This is a genomic window from Streptomyces sp. NPDC003034 (assembly GCF_053591375.1).
Window position 1 is genome coordinate 119,617 of record NZ_JBSFTS010000013.1, and the last position, 24,473, is coordinate 144,089.

Genomic DNA, 24,473 nt, shown 5'->3' on the forward strand with positions numbered 1-24,473 from the left:
GGCTTCCGTTCGCCATCGGCGTACACGTGTGACGGGTATCTGCCTGGCCTGCGGGAACATCGTCTCGCACCATCGGGTTGGAGCAGTTGTCGGCTCTTCAAGCCGGTTTTCCTCACCGACGTGGGGGTGAGCCGCGAACGGATGTCGGCAGTTGGAATGAGCTGTCCCGCCCCGCGGGACTAGCATGCGGAAGGACAGGGCGGGGACCGACCCCGAACTGCCCGACCGCTCTGAGGAGCGATAAACGATGTTCGAGAGGTTCACCGACCGCGCGCGGCGGGTTGTCGTCCTGGCTCAGGAAGAAGCCCGGATGCTCAACCACAACTACATCGGCACCGAGCACATCCTCCTGGGTTTGATCCACGAGGGTGAGGGTGTCGCCGCTAAGGCCCTGGAGAGCCTCGGGATTTCGCTCGAGGCTGTTCGCCAGCAGGTTGAGGAGATCATCGGTCAGGGGCAGCAGGCCCCGTCCGGTCACATCCCCTTCACCCCGCGGGCGAAGAAGGTCCTGGAGCTTTCGCTCCGAGAGGCCCTCCAGCTCGGCCACAACTACATCGGCACGGAGCACATCCTGCTCGGCCTCATCCGCGAGGGCGAGGGCGTCGCCGCCCAGGTCCTGGTGAAGCTGGGCGCCGATCTCAACCGGGTCCGGCAGCAGGTCATCCAGCTGCTCTCCGGTTACTCCGGGGGCGGCAAGGAGTCGGCCACGGCGGGCGGACCGGCCGAGGGCACGCCCTCGACCTCGCTCGTCCTGGACCAGTTCGGCCGCAACCTCACCCAGGCCGCTCGTGAATCCAAGCTCGACCCGGTCATCGGGCGCGAGAAGGAGATCGAGCGGGTCATGCAGGTGCTGTCCCGCCGTACGAAGAACAACCCCGTCCTCATCGGCGAGCCCGGCGTCGGCAAGACCGCCGTCGTCGAGGGCCTGGCGCAGGCGATCGTCAAGGGCGAGGTGCCCGAGACCCTCAAGGACAAGCACCTCTACACCCTCGACCTCGGTGCCCTGGTCGCCGGCTCCCGCTACCGCGGTGACTTCGAGGAGCGCCTGAAGAAGGTCCTCAAGGAGATCCGCACCCGCGGCGACATCATCCTGTTCATCGACGAGCTCCACACCCTCGTGGGTGCGGGCGCCGCCGAGGGCGCGATCGACGCCGCCAGCATCCTCAAGCCCATGCTGGCCCGTGGTGAGCTCCAGACCATCGGTGCCACGACGCTGGACGAGTACCGCAAGCACCTTGAGAAGGACGCGGCTCTTGAGCGCCGTTTCCAGCCGATTCAGGTGGCGGAGCCTTCCCTCCCCCACACGATCGAGATCCTCAAGGGCCTGCGCGACCGTTACGAGGCCCACCACCGCGTCTCCATCACGGACGAGGCCCTCGTCCAGGCGGCGACGCTGGCGGACCGGTACATCTCGGACCGCTTCCTCCCGGACAAGGCGATCGACCTGATCGACGAGGCCGGATCACGGATGCGCATCCGCCGGATGACCGCGCCGCCGGACCTCCGCGAGTTCGACGAGAAGATCGCGAACGTGCGTCGCGACAAGGAGTCGGCCATCGACTCCCAGGACTTCGAGAAGGCGGCTTCGCTCCGTGATTCGGAGAAGCAGCTGCTGGCGGCGAAGGCCAAGCGCGAAAAGGAATGGAAGGCCGGCGACATGGACGTCGTCGCCGAGGTTGACGGCGAGCTCATCGCCGAAGTCCTCGCGACCGCGACCGGCATTCCCGTCTTCAAGCTCACCGAGGAGGAGTCCTCGCGGCTCCTGCGCATGGAGGACGAGCTCCACCGCCGCGTCATCGGCCAGAAGGACGCCATCAAGGCGCTCTCCCAGGCGATCCGGCGTACCCGTGCGGGTCTGAAGGACCCGAAGCGTCCCGGTGGCTCGTTCATCTTCGCCGGCCCGTCCGGTGTCGGTAAGACCGAGCTCTCCAAGACGCTCGCCGAATTCCTCTTCGGTGACGAGGACGCGCTGATCTCCCTCGACATGTCGGAGTTCAGCGAGAAGCACACGGTTTCCCGTCTCTTCGGTTCGCCCCCCGGCTACGTGGGCTACGAAGAGGGCGGCCAGCTCACCGAGAAGGTGCGCCGGAAGCCGTTCTCCGTCGTCCTCTTCGACGAGGTCGAGAAGGCCCACCCGGATATCTTCAATTCCCTTCTCCAGATCCTGGAGGACGGTCGCCTGACTGACTCCCAGGGCCGGGTCGTGGACTTCAAGAACACGGTCATCATCATGACGACCAACCTGGGTACGCGGGACATCTCCAAGGGCTTCAACCTCGGCTTCGCGGCCGTGGGCGACACGAAGACCGGCTACGAGCGGATGAAGGCGAAGGTCAACGAAGAGCTCAAGCAGCACTTCCGGCCCGAGTTCCTCAACCGTGTGGACGACACGGTCGTCTTCCACCAGCTCACCGAGGAAGACATCATCCAGATCGTGGATCTGATGATCGCCAAGGTGGACGAGCGCCTGAAGGACCGCGACATGGGCATCGAGCTGAGCGGTGACGCGAAGCTCCTGCTCGCCAAGCGCGGCTACGACCCGATCATGGGCGCCCGCCCGCTGCGCCGGACCATCCAGCGCGAGATCGAGGACCTGCTCTCGGAGAAGATCCTCTTCGGTGAGCTGCGCCCCGGTCAGATCGTGGTCGTGGGCAAGGAGGGTGAGGGCGACGAAGCCAAGTTCACCTTCCGCGGCGAGGAGAAGTCGGCTCTGCCGGACCTCCCGCCGATCGAGGCCACGGGCTCCGGCCCGGACCTCTCGAAGGGCGCATAACCGCCGAGGGCGGTAGCGGCACGCAAGGGCGGCCCCGGGACCGGAAGGTCCCGGGGCCGCCCTTTGCCGTCTTCGTGCCGCCGCCGTCCTTCTCCGCCCCTCCTTCCCGTGGGATGGGGTGTGGCGGGCCTGTGGAGGGGGCGCGGGAGGGGCGAAGGCCTTTGGTCCCGAAACGGACATTTCCGAAAGGGCGCCGGTGACAAGCCGCACAGGACAAAACGGACCTACTAGCAGGTTTCGTAGATCCAGTTACCCGATTTGTCACTCAACGGCCCAGTAGGCGCCTGGTCAACGGAGTACGTCACACACCCCGTCCCTACGAGCCGGGGTAGTAAGAGAGGGGTTTGGGGAAGCCGGGGGGCGCGGGTTACCAAGGATGAGCCAACCCGGCACCCGTTCCACGGTGCCGGGTCACTTCATGCCCCTGACGGGCGTGAACCCTTCCTCGTCCCCGGCCCCGGAGGTCTGCTTCATGTCCGCGAAGCGCGTCAGCACCCGTCGTACCCGTACCGCCGTCGCCACCGCCCTCGGCGCGGTGCTGGCCCTGGGGGCCGGGACGACCGCAGCCTTCGCCGACGCGCCGCGCACGGCCCCGGCCGCCACGGCCGAGCTGGTGGCCCAGCAGGCCTCCGCCCAGGCCGCGGCCGCCGCCGCGAAGAAGCCCTCCCTCTGGGAGAAGCCGGTCGACAAGTACACGCTGTCGGCGACCTACGGCAAGGGCGGCAGCATGTGGGCCCGCAAGCACTCCGGCCAGGACTTCGCCGTCCCGGTCGGCACCCCCGTCCACGCGGTCCACGCGGGCGTCGTCGTCAAGGCCGGCCCCAACGGCGGCGGCGACGGCCCGGCCTACGGCAACGCCATCGTGATCAAGCACGCGAACAACACGTACTCGCAGTACGCGCACCTTTCGCGGATCCAGGTCAAGATCGGCCAGAAGGTCGCCACGGACCAGCGGATCGCGCTGTCCGGCAACACCGGGAACTCCAGCGGCCCGCACCTCCACTTCGAGATCCGGACCACCCCGAACTACGGCTCGTCCATCAACCCGGTCGCCTTCCTGCGCAAGGCCGGCGTCAGCCTCTGATCACGCCTGTGATCTCGGCTCTGAGCACGCCTCCGATCAGGCGTCTGCTCAGCCGCTGATCCGCCGCCCCCGCGGGCCGGTCAGGTGAGCAGCCAGGAGTGGGCCGGCTTCGTCGCCGCTCCGAGCTTGCCCTCCTTGTACGAGGAGGCCTGCTCCGGCGTGAAGGCCGTGTCGTAGATCCGTATGTTGTGCATGGCCCCCTGCCACGCGCCGATCCAGATGTTGTGGTGCTTGGACCGCCCCAGCTGGAGCGGGCCGGGGGCCTGCCAGATGCCCGGAACCTGGGCCTCGCCGGCCTTCTTGCCCTCCACGTAGAGGGCGATGGTCTTCTTCTCGGCGTCGTAGGTGGCCATCAGCATCGTGGCCGTCTTGAAGGTGTTGACCCCCTCGGCGACGACCGTCCTGGTGGTGGCCGCGGCGCCCTTGTCCCCGCTCTGCACGCGGAAGAACCAGGCGTGCTTGCCGTTCACCTCGTCCAGGCCCAGCTCGTACGAGAACGACTCCCCGTCGCCCTGGCTCACGGCGATCCGCCCGCCCTTGGCGGCGGAGTTGTAGAGGCGGGCGGTGACGGTGAAGCTCTTCGTCACGTCCACGGCCGGCTCCGCGGCCTGCGCGTAGGAGTTCGCGGTGCCCTTCATGACGATCTGGAACCGCTTGCCCACCGGTGTGACCTGCACGTCCGGTCCCAGCCGGATGCCGAGCTTGCCGTTGCTGTCGCGCAGCTGGGTCGCGTCGCCCTCGACGGTGGGGCTGTAGGCGGGCGCCTTCGAATCGTCGGGCTTGGGTGAGGCGGACGCCGAGGACTGTTCGTCGGCCACGACCTTCGGGTCCTGCCCGTCGCCCTTCATCATCAGGAACGTTCCGCCGCCGGCCAGCAGTGCCAGCACGGTCACCCCGCCGACCACGAGCCACAGCCGCTTCTTGCGCCGTTCCGCCGCCGCCCGGTCGGCCAGGGCGTCCCAGTCCGGCTGATCCCCGGTCCCGCCGAGCGGCGGGAGCGGCTCCGCGGCCGGCGGCCACGCGCCGGGTGCGGCCGGGCCCGGCCCGTACGCCTCCTGCTGGTACGGGTTCGGCTGGCCGGCCTGCGGGAAGCCGTAGCCGCCCGGCGCGGGCGGGCCGGAGGGGTAGCCGTACCCGCCGGACGCGGGCGGCCCCGGCGGGAACCCGTAGCCGCCGCTCCCCGGGGAGGGCTGCTCGGGCTGCGGACTGCTGGGGGGATTCGTGCCGTCGGTCATGCCACGGATGCTAAGTCACGCACCCCGCGCGCCGTACGGCCCGGTACCGATCCGTAGCCCGGCCCGCTCGAGGGGACCTTCTGGATCTTGTCGGGCGGCGCGGGCCCGGCACGATCCGCAAGCAGGCTCCTACGGCAGCTTGAGGACGGGGAAGCTCCCCGTCGCCGTCGGCGCGTGCTCCGGCAGCCAGAGCACCGCCACCGCGCCCGCCGCCGCGCCCTCGCGGTCGGTGCCGCCCGGGGCCGCCACGTTGCGGAAGGTCAGCCGGGCGCCGAGCACCCGCGCCTGCCCCTCCGCGATGGTCAGCCCCAGCCCGTGGCCCACGCCCGCGCGGTCGGTGGAGCCGGTCCGGAACCGGCTCGGCCCCTCGCGCAGCAGCGCCTCCGGGAAGCCCGGCCCGTGATCGCGGATCCGTACGACCCGGCCCTCGACGTCGACCTGGACCGGCGCCCGCCCGTACCGCGCGGCATTGGCCAGGAGGTTGCCGAGGATCCGCTCCAGCCGCCGCGGGTCGGTGCTGACGATCTCGTCCGCGACGACCCGTACGGAGGCCTCGGGCATCAGCGCCTTCACCCGGCGGCTGACGAACTCGCCCAGCGCCACGTCCTGGAGCTCCGCCCGCTCCGAGGCGCTGTCGAGCCGGGCCACCTCCAGTACGTCTTCGACCAGCGCCCGCATCGCCTGCGCCCGGTCCCGCACCAGCTCGGTCGGGCGCCCCGGAGGCAGCAGTTCCGCAGCGGTCAGCAGGCCCGTCACCGGGGTCCGCAGCTCGTGCGCGATGTCCGCGGTCACCCGCCGCTCGGCCTCCAGCCGCTGCTGGAGGGCGTCCGCCATGGCGTCCACCGCCCGCGCCAGGTCGTCCGTCTCGTCCCGTACGACGCCGCCGACCGCGTCCCGGACCCGTACCTCGGGATCCCCGTGCGCCACCCGCTGGGCGGCCGCCGCCGCCTTGCGCAGCCGGCTGGAGATCTGGCCGCCGATGAGCACGCCGAGCGCCGAGCCGCCGATCACCACGGCGAGGGAGCCGACGACGAGGGCCCGGTCCAGGTCGCGCACCATGTTGGCGCTCTCCCGGAACCGGTGGTGCAGCGACAGCACCTGGCCGTTGGCGAGGGGTACGGCGGCCCACACCTCCGGGAGCCCCTTGGGGTTCTCCTGGATGTAGGTGCCGCGCCGTCCCGAGCGCACCTTGTCCCGCAGCGCCGCTGGCAGCTCGGGGTCGTTGAGCTTGGCGCCCATGATGGGCTTGCGTCCGGCCTCGACGTTGAGCGCGATGTACTGGACCTGACCCAGTTCCGATTCGCGCGCGCTCTCCAGCATGGACGCGCGGGCAGCACTGTGCACGACGAGGCTCAGCGCGACGGCGGTGAGCGCCCCCACGGCGGCGATGGCGAGGGTGATCTTCCAGCGGATCCCCGTGCGCAGGGTGAAGCGCCTCATCCTCTGAGCTTGTATCCGAAGCCCCGGACCGTCTCGATCCGGTCCTGCCCGATCTTCGTCCGCAGTCGCTGGACGTGGACGTCCACGACGCGGGTGTCGCCGCCCCAGTCGTAGTCCCAGACCCGCTCCAGCAGGCGGTCACGCGACAGGACGGTGCCGGGAGCGGAGGAGAACTCCAGCAGCAGCCGCATCTCCGTCGGCGTCAGGGCCACGGCGGCGCCCGCCTTGCGCACCTCCATGCCCTCCGTGTCGACCTCCAGGTCGCCGAAGGTGAGGACGCCGCGCTCCCCGTCGTCCGGTGCCCCGTCGGAGCCGCCGCCGTTGCGGGGACCGCCGGCGTGGCCGAAGCGGCGCAGCACGGCGCGGATCCGGGCGACGAGGACGGAGCCGTCGAAGGGCTTGGTGACGTAGTCGTCGGCGCCCGCTTCGAGGCCGAGGACCACGTCGATGGAGTCGGCGCGCGCCGACAGCATGATGACGGGGACGGTGGACTCGTCGCGGATGCGGCGGCACAGGCTGACGCCGTCCATGCCGGGGACCATCACGTCGAGCAGCGCGATGTCGGGCCGGTCGGCCCGGAAGGACTCCAGGCCGGACAGGCCGTCGGGCATGGCGGTGACCACGAACCCGTCGCGTTCCAGCGCCAGGGTCGTGGCCTCGCGGATGACGTCGTCGTCCTCCACGAACAGGACATGGGTCTCGGCCATGCGGAAGCCTCGCCTCAGTTCTTCGGTACTCGGTTCTGCGTGCTTCAGTCTCGGTAGGTCGCGGCCGGGGCGGGCTGGCCGGCGCCGTCCACCACGTTGCTGTACTCGGAGTGCACCCGGTCGTGCTCGGTGAACTTCCCCCCGTCCCAGCGGTACGTGATCACGTCCTCACCGGAGGGGTAGGCGAGCGTGTGGCCCTTCGAGAGGACCGGTTTCGTCACCACCAGGTCGCCCCGGTCGATCTCGGCGTAGACGGGCGGCTGTTCGTCCGCGAAGACATTCTCGTACGCCCCGCCGTCCGCGCGGTACACGTACGAGCCGCGGCCCAGCGCGTCGGCGCAGGACAGGACGTTGACCACGATGTCGACGACCGGGCTGCCGGTGACCTTCCCGTAGCTCACGTCGACGGGGTAGTCCTTGCCCGTGCAGGGCTTGAGGTCGCGCTTGACCTCGGCGCTGACCTTGGGGTCCGCCTTCAGGAGGGCGACCAGGTCCACCTTCTTGGGGGGCTTGCCGGAGGCGGCCGCGGAGGCCGAGGAGGCGTCCGGCGACGGTTCCGACGAGGGCGCCGCCGGCTGTCCGGCCTTGGCCGCGGACTCGTTGCGCGCGGGTCCGCCGTCGCGCAGGCCCGTGCCGCCGGTGTCGGCGCATCCGATGGCGAACAGCGCCGTGCCGGCGAGGACGACCGTCCCCGCCGACATCACCACCAGGGGGTACCTCCCGGCGGTAGCCGGGGGAGAACCTCTGCCGTCCGGGCTTCGGCCGCTCAGGCCGCGCACCGCTCACGCCCCTCGTACCGCGTGGTGTGGTCACCGCGTTCCAGCGCGCGCATGTCGAGGTCCCGGCTCTCCAGTTCCTGCCGGAGGCGGGCCAGTGCGCGGTGCAGGGTGCTCTTCACGGTTCCCGCCGACATTCCGAGCGCCGCGGCCGTCTCCTCGGTGCTCATCTGCTCCCAGTGTCGCAGCACGACCACGCTGCGCTGCTTGGGCGCGAGCACCTTGAGGATGTCCATGAGCAGGGCCCGGTCGGCGCGCTGGTCGGAGCCGTCCTCGACGGAGGCGTCGGGGAGCTGCTCGGTGGGGACCTCGTCGAGCTTGCGGGCGCGCCACCACTCGGTACGCGTATTGATCATGACCCGGCGGAGGTAGGCGTCGGCGAGGGACTTGTCGGCGATGCCGTCCCAGCGGCCGTAGGTGCGCACGAGGGCGGTCTGCAGGAGGTCCTGCGCGTCGGTGGGGTCCGGGACCAGGCGCCGGGCGCTGCGCAGCAGCGCGTCCTGCCGAGTGCGTACGTACTCCTCGAATTCGAGTACCTCGCCGTGCGCCATCTCAGACCGCCTCCGTTCCGTGCAACCGCTCTTCCGCTGCCTTACGGGGACCGACGCTACGGAGGCGTTGTCACGAGCTTGTGCGGGCCAGCCTTCGGTGGGCGCACGGACACCCATAGGTTGTGTAACAGCGGCCGTGAGCTGCGGTTTCGTCCCCCGGATGCGGAATAGGCGCCTCAGCTTCCGGTGCTCCGACGCGGGGGCGGATCACCCCTGCGGGAGCCGGTACATACCGCCCGCGAGCGGTTCCACCAGACCGTCCGAGACCAGCCCGTCCAGGGCGCGGGCCCGCTGCACCGGCTCGTCCCAGACGGTGTCCAGTACGGATTGCGGAACGGCTCCCACCGCCTCCCGGAGCACCGCGAGGAGCTTGCCGCGCACCTGCCGGTCGGTGCCCGCGTACGTCTGCCCGCGCCGCGGCGGCCCTTCGTGCGCCGGTTTCCCGGCGAGCCGCCACGCGCACAGCCCCGCCACGGGGCAGCGCCCGCAGTCCGGGCTCTTGGCCGTGCACACCAGCGCCCCGAGCTCCATGGAGGCCGCCGCCCAGCGGGCCGCGGTGTCCTCGTCCGCCGGGAGCAGGGCCCGGGCGAGGCGCCGTTCGGCCGCGGTGGTGGCGGTGGGCGGGTACTCGACCCCGGTGGCGGTGCGGGCGAAGACCCGCCGGACGTTGGTATCGAGCACCGGGTGCCGCTGACCGTAGGCGAAAGAGGCCACCGCCGCCGCCGTGTACTCCCCGATGCCGGGCAGCGCGAGCAGCTGCGCGTGATCCCGTGGTACGTCGCCCCCGTGCCGCTCCGTTATCGCGACGGCCGCGCCGTGCAGCCGCAGGGCCCGGCGGGGGTAGCCGAGCCGCCCCCAGGCCCGTACGGCCTCGCCCGGGGCCTCGGCGGCCAGGTCGGCCGGGCGCGGCCACCGGGCGAGCCACTGCTCGTACACCGGCAGGACCCGGCTGACGGGGGTCTGCTGGAGCATGAACTCGCTGACCATGACCCCCCAGGGGCCGGCCTCGGGGCGGCGCCAGGGCAGGTCGCGGGCGTGCTGGTCGAACCACGCGATGACGGGGGAGTGCAGCGCGTGCGGGACGCGGCCGGCGCCCCCCGCGGCGGACTCGGCCGACTCGGCGGATTCGTGGGACGCGGGGGATACGGATGCGGATGCAGTCATGGCAGACGGCATCCTGACATGTTTCGGGCTTACCGTGCCCGGCCTGCCCCCGTGATCCAGACACCGGCGCGCGCCCCGCTCGCCCGGATGGCGGCGGCCCTGCGCCCGACCGGCCCGGTGAGGGCGAGGACGACCAGGGCGGCCAGCGAGGCGCCGAGCAGCAGCCCCGTCGCCACGTCGTGCGGATAGTGCACGCCGACGAAGACCCGGGAGAAGGCCATCAGCAGCGCGAGGGGCACGGTCAGCAGCGCGAGGCGGCGTACGGCCATGGCCAGCGCGACGGCGGCGGCGCCCGCGATGGCGGCGTGATTGCTGGGCAGCGACCAGTCCCCGAAGGGGGGACACGGGATCAGGGGAGCCGCCGCTCCGGCCACGGCGCGGCAGGGCCGCTCCTCGTCCACGGCGGACTTGACCAGCTCGGAGACGACGTACGCGACGGCGGTGGCCACGGGGGCGAGGACGGCGAGCGCCACCGCCCGCGGGTCGGCCTGCCGGCGCGAGCGCCACCAGACGGCTGTGAACAGCGCGCCGAACAGCAGCAGGCCGTACTCCGTCCAGTGCTCGAACACCGACTGCACCCAGAGGGGTGTGGAGTGGGCGAAACCGATGATGTCGCGGTAGAGGCCGGAGCTGTCCATGGTCACCCACGGTACCCAAGACTGATCTTGGCCCCGGCGGGGCCCCTGGCCTGTTCTCGTCGCTCCCGGGGGCGCCCGCAGACCGATCATCGGCAAATCCAGCCCGCTTGGCGGCATGTGGGGCACGGATCGGGCCGCGAACTCTCGTAAAGTTCCGTCCGTGGGATCTCTGCGCAATCCGGTCGGGCCGCTCCCCTCCTCCATCTACTGGCGACGGAGGGCTGTGCTGGCGTCCGTCGTCGCGCTCCTCGCGCTCCTCGCCGTATGGACCGTCAGTTCCGGCGGGGGGAAGTCGAGTACGAACGGGAAGGGCGAAGGCGGGCCTGATCCCATCGCCTCCATCACCCCCGGCCCGTCCGGCTCGGGGCCGGCGATCAGTCAGGCGCCCGGCGGACGCCCGGACTCGGGCGCCGGCGGCACGGGCTCCGAGGGCGGCGGCTCCACCGGCACGGGCAAGAACGGCGAACCGGGCGGCGCCGCGGGCTCCAACGGCGCCGGATCCGGCTCCGGTTCGGGCTCCGGCGGCGTGGACGGCGGTCCGGCGCAGGTCCCGGCGGACTCCGCGCTCCCCGCGTGCGCGCCGAGCGCGCTGCAGTGGGAGGTCAAGAGCGTGAAGAACGAGTACGAGGCGCGTGAGAAGCCCCGCCTCGAACTGATCACCCGCAACGTCTCCGGCACCACCTGCAAGGTCGATCTCGGCCCGAAGCAGGCCGTCGTGACCATCCTTCAGGCGAGCGCGAATAAGGCGGTCTGGTCCTCGGGGGACTGTCCGGCCGGAGCGGGCAGCGCCTTCTTCCGCCTCCCCGCGCAGGGCGAGACGAAGCAGCAAGTGGAATGGGACCGCGGGTTCAGCGCCCCCGGCCAGTGCCAGTCGCCTCCGGCGGGCACCGCGGCCCCGGACACCTACGTGGTCGAGGTGAAGTTCCCGGGCCTCCCGGTCGCCCGCACCTCATTCGTCCTCAAGCCGGAGTAGCCGCCCGCCCCCTGGGGAACCGGGCCCCGGCCCGCGCCCGGTTCACGTAGGGGCCGGGCCGGTGCGGGGCCGTCGTCTCAGACGTACCGCTCCAGGATGGAGGACTCCGCCAGCCGGGACAGACCCTCGCGGACGCTGCGCGCGCGGGCCTCGCCGACACCGTCCACGGTCTGGAGGTCGTCGACGCTCGCGGCGAGCAGCTTCTGCAGTCCGCCGAAGTGCTCCACGAGCCGCTCGATGATCGCCCCCGGCAGTCTCGGTACCTTCGCCAGCAGCCGGTACCCGCGGGGCGACACCGCCGAGTCCAGGGTCTCCGGCGAGCCGGTGTAGCCGAGCGCCTTCGCCACGATCGCCAGCTCCAGCAGCTCCGGATGCGTCAGGGCGTCCAGTTCCGCGAGGGCCTCGTCCACGGTGCGGGAACGCTTCGCCGTCGGCTCCGGCACGTAGTCCCGGATGACGAGCTCCCGCTCCTGTTCGATCCCGACCGTCAGCTCGTCCAGCTGGAGCGACAGCAGCCGCCCGTCCGTGCCGAGCTCGACCACGTACTCGGCGATCTCGGTCGCGATCCGGCGCACCATTTCCAGCCGCTGCGCGACCGCCGTCACGTCGCGGACCGTCACCAGGTCCTCGATCTCCAGCGCCGACAGCGTGCCCGCGACCTCGTCCAGCCGCAGCTTGTACCGCTCAAGGGTGGCCAGCGCCTGGTTCGCCCGCGACAGGATCGCCCCGGACTCCTCCAGGACGCGGCGCTCGCCGTCCACGTACAGCGCGATCAGCCGCATCGACTGCGACACGGACACCACCGGGAACCCGCACTGCTTCGAGACCCGGTCCGCGGTGCGGTGCCGGGTACCGGTCTCCTCCGTGGGGATCGACGCGTCCGGCACCAGCTGCACGCCGGCCCGCAGGATCTTGGTGATGTCCTTGTCGAGGATGAGCGCGCCGTCGAGTTTGCACAGCTCGCGCAGCCGGGTCGCGGTGAACTCCACGTCCAGGACGAAGCCGCCGGTGCACATCGCTTCGACGCTCTTGTCCATCCCGAGGACGAGCAGGCCGCCGGTGTTGCCGCGGACGATCCGCTCCAAGCCGTCACGCAGCGGCTGACCAGGTGCGACCGCGCTCAGCGAGGCGCGCATCAAGGCCTCCTGCTTGGAGCTCGCGCCCGACTTCCCGGATGCTGCTGCCCCGTCCTTGGCTGCCACTGCACTCCTCCGGTCGCGGTTGCGCCGCCAGTGCCGCGGGCACGGATGACGTGCGTACGGCCGGGCGGACCAGCCCAAAGTCTACCGGCGCGCGCCGCGGCCCCGCCGTGGCTTGGCCAGGTACGGCCTCCGGGGACCCCGTACGCACCCCCTGACCAGCGGCGCGACCGCGCTACTCGCCGGTCCGCTCGCCGGTCCGCTCCTTGGCCGGGGTCCGGGACCGGCCGCGCGGCAGCACCCGGAGCGCGTCGCCCATGTCGGCGACCTCGATGACCTTCATGCCGGCCGGGACCTTGCCCGGATCCGACGGTACGAGGGCGTGCGTGAAGCCCAGCCGGTGCGCCTCCGCGAGCCGCCGCTGTACGCCGGTCACCCGCCGCACCTCACCGGCCAGCCCGACCTCGCCGATGGCCACGAGGTTCTTCGGGAGCGGGACGTCACTGGCGGCGGAGGCCAGGGCGAGCGCGATCGCCAGGTCGGCGGCCGGCTCGGTGAGCTTCACGCCGCCCACCGTGGCGCTGTAGATGTCGCGCTTGCCGAGCGCCGTGATCCGGCCGCGCTGCTCCAGGACCGCCAGCATCATCGACACGCGGGAGGTCTCCAGGCCCGAGGTGGTGCGCCGCGGGGAAGGGATCTGGGAGTCCACCGTGAGCGCCTGCACCTCCGCGACCAGCGGACGCTTCCCTTCCAGGGCCACGGTCAGGCAGGTCCCGGGCACGGCTTCGGCGCGGCGGGTCAGGAAGAGCCCGCTTGGGTCGGCGAGCCCGGTGATGCCCTCGTCGTGCAGCTCGAAGCAGCCCACCTCGTCGGTGGCGCCGTACCGGTTCTTGATGCCGCGCACCAGCCTGAGCCGGGCGTGCCGGTCGCCCTCGAAGCTCAGGACGACATCGACGAGGTGCTCCAGGAGGCGGGGGCCGGCGATGGCCCCGTCCTTGGTCACGTGGCCGACGAGCAGGGTGGCCATCCCGCGCTCCTTGGAGGCCCGGATCAGCGCCCCGGCCACCTCGCGCACCTGGGCCATGCCGCCGGGCGCGCCGTCGATCTCGGGGGAGGCGACGGTCTGTACGGAGTCCAGGATCAGCAGCGACGGCTTCACGGCGTCGAGGTGTCCCAGTACGGCGGACAGGTCGGTCTCGGCGGCGAGGTACAGGTGGTCGCTCAGGGCGCCGATCCGGTCGGCCCGCATCCGGACCTGGCTCGCCGACTCCTCGCCCGTGACGTACAGGGTGCGGTGCTCGTCGCTGGACGCCTTCGCCGCCACGTCCAGCAGCAGGGTCGACTTCCCGACGCCCGGCTCCCCGGCGAGCAGCACGACGGCGCCGGGCACGAGCCCGCCGCCGAGCACCCGGTCCAGCTCGTCCACGCCGGTGCCGCGCGCCGTCGCCGACCGGCCGTCGACCTGGGCGATCGGCAGCGCGGCGGTCGACACCCGGCCGGCGGCGGTGGTCCGCACGGCGGGCGCGCCCATCTCCTCGACGGTGCCCCACGCCTGGCACTCGGGGCACCGCCCCAGCCACTTCGCGGTCGTCCAGCCGCACTCGGTACAGCGGTAGGACGGCCGGTCCTTGGCGGATGAACGAGATGTACGGGCTGCCATGCGGGCCACGGTAGCCCCCGCCACTGACAGCCCCGGCCGCGCGGTGGGGCTTGGGGCGGGCGGGGGTGCTGCGAATCGGCGCGCGCGGGTGCGGGCGGTCGGGCGGGGCGGGCGAGCGGTGCGGTCGGGCGGTCGGGCGGTGGCGGTCGGGCGGGGCGCGTGCGGGTGCGGGTGGGGCGTGCGCGGGTGGGGGTGGGTCGGGAGCCTGTCGCCGCGCCGGGGCCCGCCACGGCCGGGCTTTCGTCAGGGCGGCCGTCAGTGTCCCACCGATCTGTTCACCCGTAAGGGCTAAAACTGCGGAAGGCTTCCGGAGCCGCGGCGGCGTGCCGCCTACGGTCGCGAGGTGAACAGCAGCAACCAGCCGCAGCCCGCATCGCGCTCCGGCGCACACCGGGCGCACGGGCGCACGCCCCTCGAAGAAGAGCAGCCGCCCCCCTTCCGCCACGAGCCCTACCTCGACGGCCTGTTCACGTACTGCCTCTCGGTCCTCTGCGACCACGACACCGCCACCGACGTGCTGGGTGACGTCCTCGCCGTGGCCGAGCGGTACCCCGGCCGGTGTCCGGACGAGGGGGACCGGCGGGCCTGGCTGTATGCCCTCGCCCGCTGGGGCTGCCTGCGCCGGCTCGGCGAACAGCGGCGCGCGCCAGGGGGAGCGCATTCCGCCCGGCGTGCGCCGGAGCGCACGGATTGCGACCGTGCGCCGGATGCGGGCGACGGGACTCCCGGTGCCGCGCGCGGGTCCGCCACCGGCTACGGCGCGGGCGCCCGCCGCGTCCTCGACGTGAACGCCTACCGCCGCACGGAGCTGGCCCGGCTCGCCTGGCCGGAGGCCGCCGGGACCACGCCCGAGCAGCGCGAGGCCCTCGAACTCGCCGTCCGCCACCGCCTCGGCGTGCCGGAGCTCGCGGCCGTCCTCGGCACCCCGGCGACCGCCGCCCGCGAGCTCCTGTCCGCCGCCGCCTGCGAGGTGGAGCGGACCCGCACCGCCCTCGCGGTGGTCGAGACGGGCAACTGCCCCACGGTGTCCCGCCTCACCAGTGACGGCCAGGTCCTGCTGTCCACCACCCTGCGCGCCGAGCTCGTCCGGCACGTCGACGACTGCCCGCGCTGCCGCCGCGTCGCCGAGCGCGTGGGCGCCGCGGCCCCCTGGCCGGGCTGCGGCGGCATCGAGACGGCGGCCCTCCCACTGGTGCCGGCCCCCCGTACCGCCGTCCACGCGGCGATGCTCCGCTCCGGCGGCCGGCGCCGCGGGCCCGGGCCCAGCTTCCACCGCACCGGCTTCCCGATGGACCCCAAGGACCGCGCGGCCCGCCGCGAACGGCTGCGCGCCCGGGCCGTGACCACCACCGTGGTCGCCACCGTCGTCGCCGCGCCGGTCCTGGCCCTGTGGGCGGCGTACCGGGGAGCCCCGACCACCGGTGAACCCACCGGCGGCGCCGGGACCCGTATCTCCGCGAGCGACGCCGAGATCCCCCTGCCCGGTACGGACGGCAGCCCGCTGGCGGCCTACGAGAACACCGGCAACGCCACCACCACCGGCGGGCCCGGCTTCGCCCCCGGCAGCGCCGCCCCCGACGTCTCCGTCGAGGTGATCAGCAGCGGGCCCCCGGCGGTCCGCGACCGCGTCGGCGGCCCCGGCCGCCTCACCGTGGCCGCGTCCTCCCACGGCACGACCACCCTGCTCACCCTCACCGCGTCCGGCGGCGCCCCCGTGCACTGGCGGCTCTGGTCCGACGGCCCCTGGCTGCGCGCGAGCCGCACCGCGGGCACCCTGGCTCCCGGAGAATCGGTCACCCTGCGGATCGCCGTGGACACCGAATCACAGCCCGTGGGGGCCTGGACGGCCCGGGTCGGGGTGGATCCGGGCGGCGCGGTGGTCTCCATCCGCGGCCGCGGGCGCCCGGCCCCGGAGCCGACGCATCCCGCGCCGCCGCCGCCGTCCCCGGACCCGACGCCCACGCCGAGCCCGACCCCGCCGCCGACGCAGCCGACGACCCCGCCGCCGTCGCCCGCACCGACGCCGACGCCGTCGGGCGGGCCAGGAGGAACGGTTTCCCCCGACCCGGGGCCGGGCCCCGGCTCGGACCCGTCGCCGTCGGCCTCCCAGGTGGCGTAGGCGTCGCCGGACTCGGGTGGAGCCGGGTGCCCGGTGCGGGCGCCGGTTTCCGGCTTCGGGCCTACGCCGGGTCGGCCGGGTGCGGGGCCATCGGCAGCAGGGAGGCCAGTCGCGCCTCGCACAGCTTCACGAGCGCCTCGTACCCCTCCTCGCCCATCAGCTCCGTCAGCTCGGCGCGGTACGACACGTACACCGGCTCGCCGGCGCCGTGCGCGGAGGTGGCCGAGGTGCACCACCAGTGCAGGTCGTGGCCGCCCGGGCCCCAGCCGCGGCGGTCGTACTCGCCGATCGAGACCTGGAGCACCCGGGTGTCGTCGGGCCGGTCGATCCAGTCGTACGTGCGCCGGATCGGCAGCTGCCAGCAGACGTCGGGCTTGGTCTCCAGCGGCTCGCGCCCCTCGCGCAGCGCGAGGATGTGCAGCGCGCATCCGGCGCCGGCGGCGAAACCGGGCCGGTTCTGGAAGATGCACGACCCCTCCCACCGCCGGGTCTGCCGCTCCCCGTCGTCGTCCTTCTGCACCCAGCCGGAATCCGTACCGACGTCGTGGAACTGCCACAGGTCGGGTGTCAGCCGGGCGACGTTCTCCGCGACCCGCTTCTCGTCGTCCTCGTCGGAGAAGTGGGCCCCGAGGGTGCAGCAGCCGTCGTCCGCCCGGCCGGCCTGGATGCCCTGGCAGCCGCTGCCGAAGATGCACGTCCAGCGGGAGGTCAGCCAGGTCAGGTCGCAGCGGAAGACCTGTTCGTCGTCGGCGGGGTCGGGGAACTCCACCCAGGCCCGGGGGAAGTCGAGCCCCTTCTCGTCGGGCGCGACCGCGACCGCTGCCGGAACCTCGGCCGGGGTGTTGCCCTTGGCTTTTTTCGTCCGGGACTCGTTGGCCTTCTTCGTATGTGGCACAAACCCAAGCCTAAGCGCCCCTTCCGTAACCCCCGCGCGATCGCCGCAGTAGCGTTTCCCCCTATGAGACTCGGTGTCCTTGATGTGGGTTCGAACACCATCCATCTGCTGGTGGTGGACGCGCACCCCGGTGCGCGTCCGCAGCCGGCGCACTCCCACAAGGTGGAATTGCGGCTGGCGGAGCTGCTCGACGAGCACGGCGCCGTCACCCCGGAGGGCGTCGAGCGCATCGTCTCGGTGATCGGCGAGGCGGTGCAGGCAGCCGAGGACAAGGGCTGCGAGGACGTGCTGCCCTTCGCCACCAGCGCGGTGCGCGAGGCCACGAACGCGGACGAGGTGCTGACCCGCGTGAAGCTCGAAACGGGCGTCGACCTCCCGGTCCTCAGCGGCGAGGACGAGGCCCGGCTGACCTTCCTGGCCGCGCGCCGCTGGTTCGGCTGGTCGGCCGGGAAACTGCTGGTGCTCGACATCGGCGGGGGCTCGCTGGAGATCGCGTACGGCATGGACGAGGACCCGGACGCGGCCGTCTCCCTGCCGCTGGGCGCGGGCCGCCTCACCGCCGGCTGGCTGCCGGGCGACCCGCCGGACCCGGCGGACGTGCGGGCGCTGCGGCGCCACGTACGGGCCGAGATCGCCCGGACCGTCGGCGAATTCCGCCGCTTCGGCGCGCCGGACCACGTGGTGGCGACCTCGAAGACCTTCAAGCAGCTGGCCCGTATAGCGGGCGCGGCCCGCTCGGCGGACGGCCTGTACGTCCAGCGGGACCTGACCCGCAAGTCCCTGGAGGAATGGGTCCCGCGCCTGGCCGCGATGACGACGGCGGAGCGCTCGGCGCTGCCGGGCGTCTCGGAAGGCCGCGCGAGCCAGCTCCTGGCGGGCGCGCTGGTCGCGGAGGGCGCGATGGACCTCTTCGGCGTCGACGACCTCGAAGTCTGCCCGTGGGCCCTCCGCGAGGGCGTCATCCTCCGCCGCCTGGACCACCTCCCGACGGGCTCCGGGGCCTGAGGGGGCGTACGGCGTACGGCGTACGGCCCACTACGTACGGGAGCCTCGGCGCGGGCCGCCGCGCGGGCGCGGGCCTGTCGCTCGGCGGATGTCCGGGTGGGGCGCCGCCTTCACCCCCTCGGCCACGTCGGGCCCGGGCGGTGGTTGCCCACCGCCCCCTCGGCACCGGGGCGGAGCCCCGTCCTGCGGGACGGGGCTGCGGTGGGCGGGGCCCAAGCCGCCAACATCGCTACGCGCTCCTCCGTGACGGCGTCTCTTCCTGCCCGCTGAGCCGCACCGCTCAGCCGGCTGGCTCGATGTTGTCGACGGCGGTGGAAAACTCACGTCCGGACCCGCCCCGGATGTAGGCGAGCTCCATCCAGTGCTCGACGCCTGTGTCCGACACGTTCTCGTTGATCACGGCCATCAGCTCACCCTCGACGCCGGACGCGATATCGCGTACGCGGCGACGCAGGAGTCGGTGCGGCACGTATTCGTAGACCTCAGCCACCGGACGGCTCCTGAGCTACGCCGATGAAGCGCTCCCAGCCGACGAGCGCGCGGTCGAGGAGATCCCGGCTGGGCTCGGGCATGGCCTCCAGCTCAGGCCAGGCGCCCTCCGGGATGTCGATGCCGAGCACGCCATGGGCGCAGCTGTGGATGATTCGGTTGATCATGACCACTCCCTACCGTCGTCAGCGAGCGGGTCGCTCACCAGGGCGACCTTGCGGGTCGCGAGGTGCTCGCGCAGCCCAAGGGGTGCGCGAGCACCTCGCACTGTTCCCCCGGTTCAGGGCTCGGGCCCCTCAGTGATTGACGAACCTACGGTCGCGCTGAGTGCGATAGGACTGACTGTGGGTAGGCGTTAAGACGTCGCGTGGGGAGCGTGTAAATGGTCGCAAGATCAGTCACTGGCACGGTCGCGGGGTTTGTGCTGCGCACAGCCCGGGAGTCGGTCCCCCGCACGCAGGCCGCGATGGCCGAGGCGCTCGGCGTCGATCTGGCCACAGTGCAGGGCTGGGAGTCTGGCCGGAGGCCGGTCGCACACATACGGGCTGTGGATCTCCTCGGCCTGCGGCGTCGGCTGGCCGCACTTGGTGCGGATGCGACGATCGTGGGGATGCTGGATGCGGCGATGGATGCGGACCGGATCATCAGCGCCACTCTCAGCGGCACCGACGGGCCGCACCCTCTCTCGGAGTGGGTGCACACCCGGGACACTGCGCACATGCTCGCCTGGGCGCTCACCGGGACCCGCCCACCCTCCCTTACCGGTATTCCATCCCAGCGCCGGAGGGGGCCGGTAGCGGCCTCTCCGCTCCTCCCCGTGCCGGAACGGGCCCAGTTCTTCGAGCAGTTGCGGACTACGGCGGAGGCAGCACCTCGGAGCGACCCTCAGGGTGTTCTGTTGCACCGCCAGGCCCTATATCTGACCTCGTATGACAAGAGCCCGGAGGCGGCGGCGTGGACCGCACAGGCTCTGCACGCCCGGCGGGATCTGCTGGCTCGGAGGGGGTGGACACCGCAGTGGGCCGAGGCGAGGTCGACGGCGACTGCCCTGGCCCGCCTCGGTGATCCCGTGCCGCTGCTGGACTTCATCGAGCGGGCGATGGTGGACGACGACGCGGGTGAGGCCGCGAATCTGAATTACTGGGCCTACTGGCTGGGCAGCACGCCGCTGCCGCAGTCCGATGACCTGTTTATGCGAGACCGGCGGCTGACCGGCTGGGACCCCGTCACGCTGCTGCGGGGATTGACCTACGGCCTGCACCACGCGCCCGGTTACGTCGACCTGTACGCACACACGATGTGGGCCCTGCTCATGGCCCATCCGTGGCTGCCGCAGGCCTCGGGCGTCCTGGTGCGCGAGCTGGCGGAGCGTACCGAGCACCTGTTGGACGGGGGCTGCGTCTCGGAAAGATCCCGCCGTGAACTGAGCACCGTGAACTACGTTCTACGTGATCGAACCTGAACCGGAGGTCCACCGCATGGCAGACGAGACGGCGAACGCGCAGGGGACAGCAGGGTTCCTCTTCGAGATGGGTGTGCTCAAGAACGCCAAGCGGACCGGTTGGTGGTTCACCGGGAACAACAACCCCGAGTCGATCGCCGAGCACTCCTTCCGCGTCGGGATCGTCGGCGCCGTACTGGCCATGATGGAGGGGGTGGACCCGGCCAAGGTGGCGCTGATGTGCCTGTTCCACGACACCCAGGAGACCCGGGTCGGGGACATCCCGCACATCGGCCGCCGGTACATCGACGCGGCGACGAACGAGACCGTCACCGCCGACCAGGTCTCGGCCGCGCATCCGGCGGTGAGGGCCGGAGTACAGCGGGTGGTGGGTGAATACGAGAACGGTGACACCCCCGAGGCGATCGTGGCCAAGGATGCCGACAAGTTGGAGTGCCTGGTGCAGGCGGTCGAGTACCGGGCCCAGGGCTACAGCCTGGTGCAGGACTGGATCGACACCTCACTGAGCAGCCTCAAGACGGCGTCGGCGCAGGCCCTCGCCGAGGCCGCGCTGACCATGTCCCCACTGGAATGGCGGCAGACCTTCCTCGGCGAATGACCCGTCCAGGCGCGCTGTACACCGCCGCGGTCAGGGCTGCCCGCGGGCAGGGCGGGCGAAGGGGTGGCGCTCGCGTGGTGGTCGTCACGTTCCGGGGTGGGTGTGGGCCCGTACCCTGTCTGCGTGGCAGAACCAGTCCGTATTCCGACCGCGAAAGTCGCCCTCTCCACCGCCTCCGTCTATCCGGAGTCGACGGCGACCGCCTTCGAGACCGCCGCGCGCCTCGGCTACGACGGCGTCGAGGTCATGGTCTGGACGGATCCGGTCAGCCAGGACATCGACGCCCTGCGCCGCCTGTCCGACGACCATCAGGTGCCGGTCCTGGCCGTGCACGCCCCCTGCCTCCTCATCACGCAGCGCGTCTGGTCCACCGATCCGTGGACCAAGCTCCGTCGCGCCCAGGCGGCGGCCGAGCGGCTCGGGGCGAGCGCGGTCGTCGTGCACCCGCCGTTCCGCTGGCAGCGCCAGTACTCCCGCGAGTTCGTCGCCGGCATCTGGCGCATGGCTGACGAGACCGACGTCCGCTTCGCCGTCGAGAACATGTACCCCTGGCGCTACCGCGACCGCGAGATGCTCGCGTACGCCCCCGAGTGGGACGTCACCAAGGACGATTACCGGCATTTCACGGTCGACCTGTCCCACACCGCGACCGCCCGTACGGACGCCCTCGCGATGATCGACCGGATGGGCGACCGGCTCGCGCACGTCCACCTCGCCGACGGCAACGGATCCGCCAAGGACGAGCACCTGGTCCCCGGCCGCGGTACGCAGCCCTGCGCGGAGCTGCTGGAGCGGCTCGCCCGCACCTCCTTCGACGGCCACGTCGTCATCGAGGTCAACACGCGGCGCGCGATGTCCTCCGCTGAACGCGAGGCCGATCTCGCCGAGGCCCTCGCCTTCACCCGGCTCCACCTGGCCACCGCCACCGCCACCGCCCCCGGTCCCACGGCCCCCGGCACCCCGCTGCGGGTCCCGCGCCCATGACCGATTCCGCCCGGCCGCGCCGCCGCCCCGGCCGGCCCCGCCAGGACGAGGCCGGGGAAGGCCCCGGCACGCAGGAGCGCATCCGCCTCGCCGCGCGCTCCGAGTTCGCGGCGCGCGGCTACGACAAGACCTCCGTCCGCGGTATCGCCAAGGCGGCCGGTGTGGACCCGGCGCTGGTCCACCACTACTTCGGCAGCAAGGACGACCTCTTCGCCGCGGCCATCGAGCTGAGCATGGAGCCCGCCCTCCTGGTCCCCGCGGTCATCGGTGAGGGCCCCGAGGGCATCGGCGAGCGCCTGGCCCGGTATTTCCTGGGCATCTGGGAGAATCCGGCGACCCGCGCTCCCCTCCTCGCCGTCATCCGCTCGGCGCTCACCCACGAGGCCGCGGCGAAGGTGCTGCGCCGCCTCGTGCTGCGCCGGGTCCTGGAGCGGGTGGCCGCCGATCTAGACGTACCCGATCCGACCTTCCGCGCCGAGCTCGCGGCCTCCCACATGGTGGGCATCGCGATCCTGCGCTACGTCGTCCAGGTCGAGCCCCTCGCCTCCGCGGACCCGGAGGACATCATCGCCCTGGTGGCCCCTACCCTCCAGCGCTACCTGACCGAGGAATGAGGCGCGGTGGCGGCCCAGGGTCCGTCCCCGGAGCGCCCAGCCGAGCCGCCCGCCTGCCCGCGCCGCGCCACCGGGCGCGCCACCGGGCGCGTGACCGGAGAGCGAGCCGCGCGTCCCGGCATGCGGACGCACTGTCCGGGTGGCGGGCAGGAGGCGTAGCCTCGTAACTGATTCCTATCCACAGCCGCGGCCGCGTTCGCGCGTGGCCGCACCCCATGGGGAGTGAACCGATGCCCGAGCTGAGGTCCCGCACCGTCACCCACGGCCGCAACATGGCGGGCGCACGCGCCCTGATGCGTGCGTCGGGCGTAGCGAGCGCGGACATCGGGAAGCCGATCATCGCGGTCGCCAACTCCTTCACCGAGTTCGTCCCCGGCCACACCCACCTGGCGCCGGTCGGCCGGATCGTCTCCGACGCCATCCGCGCCGCGGGCGCGATCCCGCGCGAGTTCAACACCATCGCGGTGGATGACGGCATCGCCATGGGGCACGGCGGGATGCTCTACTCCCTCCCGTCGCGCGACCTGATCGCCGACTCGGTCGAGTACATGGTCGAGGCGCACTGCGCCGACGCCCTGATCTGCATCTCCAACTGCGACAAGATCACCCCCGGCATGCTGATGGCCGCCATGCGCCTCAACATCCCGGTCGTCTTCGTCTCCGGCGGCCCGATGGAGGCCGGTCAGGCCATCCTCGAAGACGGCACCGTCCGCAAGCTCGACCTGATCGACGCCATGGTCGACGCCTCCAACGAGAACATCTCCGACGAGGACGTCCTGCGCATCGAGGAGAACGCCTGTCCGACCTGTGGGTCGTGCAGCGGCATGTTCACCGCCAACTCGATGAACTGCCTCGCCGAGGCCATCGGCCTGGCCCTCCCCGGCAACGGCTCCGTCCTCGCCACCCACACCGCCCGCCGCGCCCTGTACGAGGACGCCGGCCGGACCGTCGTGGAGATCACCAAGCGGTACTACGAGGACGGCGACGAGTCCGTCCTGCCCCGCGCCATCGCCAGCCGCGAGGCCTTCGAGAACGCCATGGCCCTCGACATCGCCATGGGCGGCTCGACCAACACGATCCTGCACCTCCTCGCCGCCGCGCAGGAGGCGGGCCTGGACTACGACCTCACCGACATCGACGCGGTCTCGCGGCGGGTCCCGTGCCTGTCGAAGGTCGCGCCGAACGTGGCGCCCGGCGGCACGTACTACATGGAGGACATCCACCGGGCCGGCGGCATCCCCGCCATCCTCGGCGAGCTGCACCGCGGCGGGCTCCTGAACAAGGACGTCACCACGGTCCACTCGGACAACCTGGAGGACTGGCTGGCGAAGTGGGACGCCCGCTCCGGCACCGCCTCCGCCGAGGCCATGGAGCTGTGGTACGCGGCCCCCGGCTGCAAGCGTTCCGCCACCGCCTTCTCCCAGTCCGAGCGCTGGGAGACCCTCGACCTCGACGCCGAGGGCGGCTGCATCCGCTCCGTGCAGCACGCGTACTCCAAGGACGGCGGCCTCGCCGTCCTGCGCGGCAACATCGCCGCCGACGGCTGCGTCGTGAAGACGGCGGGCGTGGACGAGTCGATCTGGACCTTCGAGGGCCCGGCGGTCGTCTGCGAGTCGCAGGACGAGGCCGTCGACAAGATCCTGCGCAAGGAGATCAAGCCGGGTGACGTCGTCGTCATCCGGTACGAGGGCCCCCGCGGCGGCCCGGGCATGCAGGAGATGCTCTACCCGACCTCCTTCCTCAAGGGCCGCGGTCTCGGCAAGGTCTGCGCCCTGGTCACCGACGGCCGTTTCTCCGGCGGCACCTCGGGCCTCTCGATTGGCCACGCCTCCCCGGAGGCGGCCTCGGGCGGCACCATCGCCCTGGTGGAGGACGGCGACCGCATCCGCATCGACATCCCGAACCGCTCGATCGACCTCCTGGTCGACGACGCCACCCTGGACGCCCGCCGTGAGGCCCTCGGCGGCGTCTACGCCCCGAAGAACCGCGAGCGCAAGGTGTCGGCGGCCCTGCGGGCCTACGCCGCCATGGCCACGAGCGCCGACAAGGGCGCGGTCCGCGACGTCTCCCTGCTGGGCTGAGGCCGGGATCCCGGGCCTGAGCCCCTGTGCCTGCGCCGTACGCGCCCCTACGCCCCGTACGCGCCCCCACCGCACCCGCGGCGGGG

Annotated in this window: 22 protein-coding genes; 10 read left to right on the forward strand and 12 right to left on the reverse strand. The window is 72.2% G+C overall.

Annotated elements, in window-relative coordinates:
• The first annotated feature begins 247 nt into the window (after window positions 1-247).
• On the forward strand, window positions 248-2,773 hold the full coding sequence (locus tag ACWDX7_RS15995; RefSeq protein WP_355410098.1) for an ATP-dependent Clp protease ATP-binding subunit: 2,526 nt from the start codon (window positions 248-250) through the stop codon (window positions 2,771-2,773).
• 472 nt (window positions 2,774-3,245) lie between these two features.
• Window positions 3,246-3,857 carry a M23 family metallopeptidase gene (locus tag ACWDX7_RS16000; protein ID WP_451491355.1) on the forward strand — a complete coding sequence of 204 codons (612 nt, stop codon included), beginning with the start codon at window positions 3,246-3,248 and terminating at the stop codon, window positions 3,855-3,857.
• Between the two features lie 80 nt (window positions 3,858-3,937).
• Here ACWDX7_RS16000 and ACWDX7_RS16005 read toward each other — a convergent pair whose 3' ends face one another.
• From ACWDX7_RS16005 to ACWDX7_RS16035, 7 genes are all read right to left on the reverse strand, one after another.
• Window positions 3,938-5,092, reverse strand: coding sequence for a LamG-like jellyroll fold domain-containing protein (locus ACWDX7_RS16005; protein WP_451491354.1), 1,155 nt, complete (start codon window positions 5,090-5,092; stop codon window positions 3,938-3,940).
• A gap of 129 nt (window positions 5,093-5,221) precedes the next feature.
• Window positions 5,222-6,532, reverse strand: a complete 1,311-nt coding sequence (cseC, locus tag ACWDX7_RS16010; RefSeq protein ID WP_451491353.1) for a two-component system sensor histidine kinase CseC — start codon at window positions 6,530-6,532, stop codon at window positions 5,222-5,224.
• Window positions 6,529-7,239, reverse strand: coding sequence for a two-component system response regulator CseB (gene cseB, locus ACWDX7_RS16015; protein WP_451491352.1), 711 nt, complete (start codon window positions 7,237-7,239; stop codon window positions 6,529-6,531). The genes cseC and cseB overlap by 4 nt, the downstream gene beginning before the upstream one ends.
• 44 nt (window positions 7,240-7,283) lie before the next feature.
• Entirely contained in the window at window positions 7,284-7,940 is a 657-nt protein-coding gene (locus ACWDX7_RS16020) for a hypothetical protein (protein ID WP_451491453.1), read from the reverse strand.
• Window positions 7,941-8,005: 65 nt separating this feature from the next.
• Window positions 8,006-8,566 carry a SigE family RNA polymerase sigma factor gene (locus ACWDX7_RS16025; RefSeq protein WP_007264805.1) on the reverse strand — a complete coding sequence of 187 codons (561 nt, stop codon included), beginning with the start codon at window positions 8,564-8,566 and terminating at the stop codon, window positions 8,006-8,008.
• Window positions 8,567-8,773: 207 nt separating this feature from the next.
• Entirely contained in the window at window positions 8,774-9,730 is a 957-nt protein-coding gene (locus ACWDX7_RS16030) for an A/G-specific adenine glycosylase (RefSeq protein ID WP_451491351.1), read from the reverse strand.
• 29 nt (window positions 9,731-9,759) lie between these two features.
• On the reverse strand, window positions 9,760-10,368 hold the full coding sequence (locus ACWDX7_RS16035; protein ID WP_451491350.1) for a phosphatase PAP2 family protein: 609 nt from the start codon (window positions 10,366-10,368) through the stop codon (window positions 9,760-9,762).
• A 160-nt stretch (window positions 10,369-10,528) separates the two neighbouring features.
• On the opposite strand from ACWDX7_RS16035, the gene ACWDX7_RS16040 reads away from it, so the two are divergent.
• Window positions 10,529-11,341 (forward strand): hypothetical protein, encoded by an 813-nt coding sequence (locus ACWDX7_RS16040; protein ID WP_451491349.1) that lies wholly within the window; start codon window positions 10,529-10,531, stop codon window positions 11,339-11,341.
• A 77-nt stretch (window positions 11,342-11,418) separates the two neighbouring features.
• Here the strand turns inward: ACWDX7_RS16040 and disA are convergent, their stop codons facing one another.
• Entirely contained in the window at window positions 11,419-12,543 is a 1,125-nt protein-coding gene (disA, locus tag ACWDX7_RS16045) for a DNA integrity scanning diadenylate cyclase DisA (protein ID WP_451491348.1), read from the reverse strand.
• Between the two features lie 172 nt (window positions 12,544-12,715).
• A complete protein-coding gene (gene radA, locus ACWDX7_RS16050) occupies window positions 12,716-14,140 on the reverse strand; it encodes a DNA repair protein RadA (RefSeq protein WP_451491347.1) in 1,425 nt (474 codons plus the stop codon).
• Between the two features lie 343 nt (window positions 14,141-14,483).
• On the opposite strand from radA, the gene ACWDX7_RS16055 reads away from it, so the two are divergent.
• Window positions 14,484-16,259 (forward strand): BACON domain-containing protein, encoded by a 1,776-nt coding sequence (locus ACWDX7_RS16055; protein WP_451491346.1) that lies wholly within the window; start codon window positions 14,484-14,486, stop codon window positions 16,257-16,259.
• Window positions 16,260-16,320: 61 nt separating this feature from the next.
• Here the strand turns inward: ACWDX7_RS16055 and ACWDX7_RS16060 are convergent, their stop codons facing one another.
• Window positions 16,321-17,154 carry a hypothetical protein gene (locus ACWDX7_RS16060; protein WP_451491345.1) on the reverse strand — a complete coding sequence of 278 codons (834 nt, stop codon included), beginning with the start codon at window positions 17,152-17,154 and terminating at the stop codon, window positions 16,321-16,323.
• A gap of 63 nt (window positions 17,155-17,217) precedes the next feature.
• Between ACWDX7_RS16060 and ACWDX7_RS16065 the strand changes: the two genes are divergently transcribed.
• The gene (locus ACWDX7_RS16065; protein ID WP_451491344.1) at window positions 17,218-18,159 is read left to right on the forward strand and encodes a Ppx/GppA phosphatase family protein; all 942 of its coding nucleotides are present in this window, start codon (window positions 17,218-17,220) and stop codon (window positions 18,157-18,159) included.
• 280 nt (window positions 18,160-18,439) lie between these two features.
• Here ACWDX7_RS16065 and ACWDX7_RS16070 read toward each other — a convergent pair whose 3' ends face one another.
• Window positions 18,440-18,649: a hypothetical protein gene (locus ACWDX7_RS16070; RefSeq protein ID WP_451491343.1), complete on the reverse strand. Its 210-nt coding sequence runs from the start codon at window positions 18,647-18,649 to the stop codon at window positions 18,440-18,442.
• Entirely contained in the window at window positions 18,642-18,815 is a 174-nt protein-coding gene (locus ACWDX7_RS16075; RefSeq protein WP_451491342.1) for a hypothetical protein, read from the reverse strand. The genes ACWDX7_RS16070 and ACWDX7_RS16075 overlap by 8 nt, the downstream gene beginning before the upstream one ends.
• 299 nt (window positions 18,816-19,114) lie before the next feature.
• On the opposite strand from ACWDX7_RS16075, the gene ACWDX7_RS16080 reads away from it, so the two are divergent.
• The 5 genes from ACWDX7_RS16080 to ilvD all read left to right on the forward strand — a co-directional run bounded on the left by ACWDX7_RS16080 (window position 19,115) and on the right by ilvD (window position 24,387).
• Entirely contained in the window at window positions 19,115-20,110 is a 996-nt protein-coding gene (locus ACWDX7_RS16080; RefSeq protein ID WP_451491341.1) for an XRE family transcriptional regulator, read from the forward strand.
• A 16-nt stretch (window positions 20,111-20,126) separates the two neighbouring features.
• Window positions 20,127-20,708: an HD domain-containing protein gene (locus ACWDX7_RS16085; protein WP_451491340.1), complete on the forward strand. Its 582-nt coding sequence runs from the start codon at window positions 20,127-20,129 to the stop codon at window positions 20,706-20,708.
• Window positions 20,709-20,831: 123 nt separating this feature from the next.
• Window positions 20,832-21,692, forward strand: coding sequence for a sugar phosphate isomerase/epimerase family protein (locus ACWDX7_RS16090; protein WP_451491339.1), 861 nt, complete (start codon window positions 20,832-20,834; stop codon window positions 21,690-21,692).
• Window positions 21,689-22,306, forward strand: coding sequence for a TetR/AcrR family transcriptional regulator (locus tag ACWDX7_RS16095; protein WP_451491338.1), 618 nt, complete (start codon window positions 21,689-21,691; stop codon window positions 22,304-22,306). Before ACWDX7_RS16090 ends, ACWDX7_RS16095 begins: the two co-directional genes overlap by 4 nt.
• Window positions 22,307-22,536: 230 nt before the next feature.
• The gene (gene ilvD, locus ACWDX7_RS16100; protein WP_451491337.1) at window positions 22,537-24,387 is read left to right on the forward strand and encodes a dihydroxy-acid dehydratase; all 1,851 of its coding nucleotides are present in this window, start codon (window positions 22,537-22,539) and stop codon (window positions 24,385-24,387) included.
• Window positions 24,388-24,473: the final 86 nt, after the last annotated feature.

What these genes read in the sequence shown, in the direction of transcription:
- ACWDX7_RS15995 (WP_355410098.1), top strand. Translation starts at nt 248, where the DNA reads ATGTTCGAGAGGTTCACCGACCGCGCGCGGCGGGTTGTCGTCCTGGCT.
- ACWDX7_RS16000 (WP_451491355.1), top strand. Translation starts at nt 3,246, where the DNA reads ATGTCCGCGAAGCGCGTCAGCACCCGTCGTACCCGTACCGCCGTCGCC.
- ACWDX7_RS16005 (WP_451491354.1), bottom strand. Translation starts at nt 5,092, where the DNA reads ATGACCGACGGCACGAATCCCCCCAGCAGTCCGCAGCCCGAGCAGCCC.
- cseC (WP_451491353.1), bottom strand. Translation starts at nt 6,532, where the DNA reads ATGAGGCGCTTCACCCTGCGCACGGGGATCCGCTGGAAGATCACCCTC.
- cseB (WP_451491352.1), bottom strand. Translation starts at nt 7,239, where the DNA reads ATGGCCGAGACCCATGTCCTGTTCGTGGAGGACGACGACGTCATCCGC.
- ACWDX7_RS16020 (WP_451491453.1), bottom strand. Translation starts at nt 7,940, where the DNA reads ATGTCGGCGGGGACGGTCGTCCTCGCCGGCACGGCGCTGTTCGCCATC.
- ACWDX7_RS16025 (WP_007264805.1), bottom strand. Translation starts at nt 8,566, where the DNA reads ATGGCGCACGGCGAGGTACTCGAATTCGAGGAGTACGTACGCACTCGG.
- ACWDX7_RS16030 (WP_451491351.1), bottom strand. Translation starts at nt 9,730, where the DNA reads ATGACTGCATCCGCATCCGTATCCCCCGCGTCCCACGAATCCGCCGAG.
- ACWDX7_RS16035 (WP_451491350.1), bottom strand. Translation starts at nt 10,368, where the DNA reads ATGGACAGCTCCGGCCTCTACCGCGACATCATCGGTTTCGCCCACTCC.
- radA (WP_451491347.1), bottom strand. Translation starts at nt 14,140, where the DNA reads ATGGCAGCCCGTACATCTCGTTCATCCGCCAAGGACCGGCCGTCCTAC.
- ACWDX7_RS16065 (WP_451491344.1), top strand. Translation starts at nt 17,218, where the DNA reads ATGAGACTCGGTGTCCTTGATGTGGGTTCGAACACCATCCATCTGCTG.
- ACWDX7_RS16075 (WP_451491342.1), bottom strand. Translation starts at nt 18,815, where the DNA reads ATGATCAACCGAATCATCCACAGCTGCGCCCATGGCGTGCTCGGCATC.
- ACWDX7_RS16080 (WP_451491341.1), top strand. Translation starts at nt 19,115, where the DNA reads ATGGCCGAGGCGCTCGGCGTCGATCTGGCCACAGTGCAGGGCTGGGAG.
- ACWDX7_RS16085 (WP_451491340.1), top strand. Translation starts at nt 20,127, where the DNA reads ATGGCAGACGAGACGGCGAACGCGCAGGGGACAGCAGGGTTCCTCTTC.
- ACWDX7_RS16095 (WP_451491338.1), top strand. Translation starts at nt 21,689, where the DNA reads ATGACCGATTCCGCCCGGCCGCGCCGCCGCCCCGGCCGGCCCCGCCAG.
- ilvD (WP_451491337.1), top strand. Translation starts at nt 22,537, where the DNA reads ATGCCCGAGCTGAGGTCCCGCACCGTCACCCACGGCCGCAACATGGCG.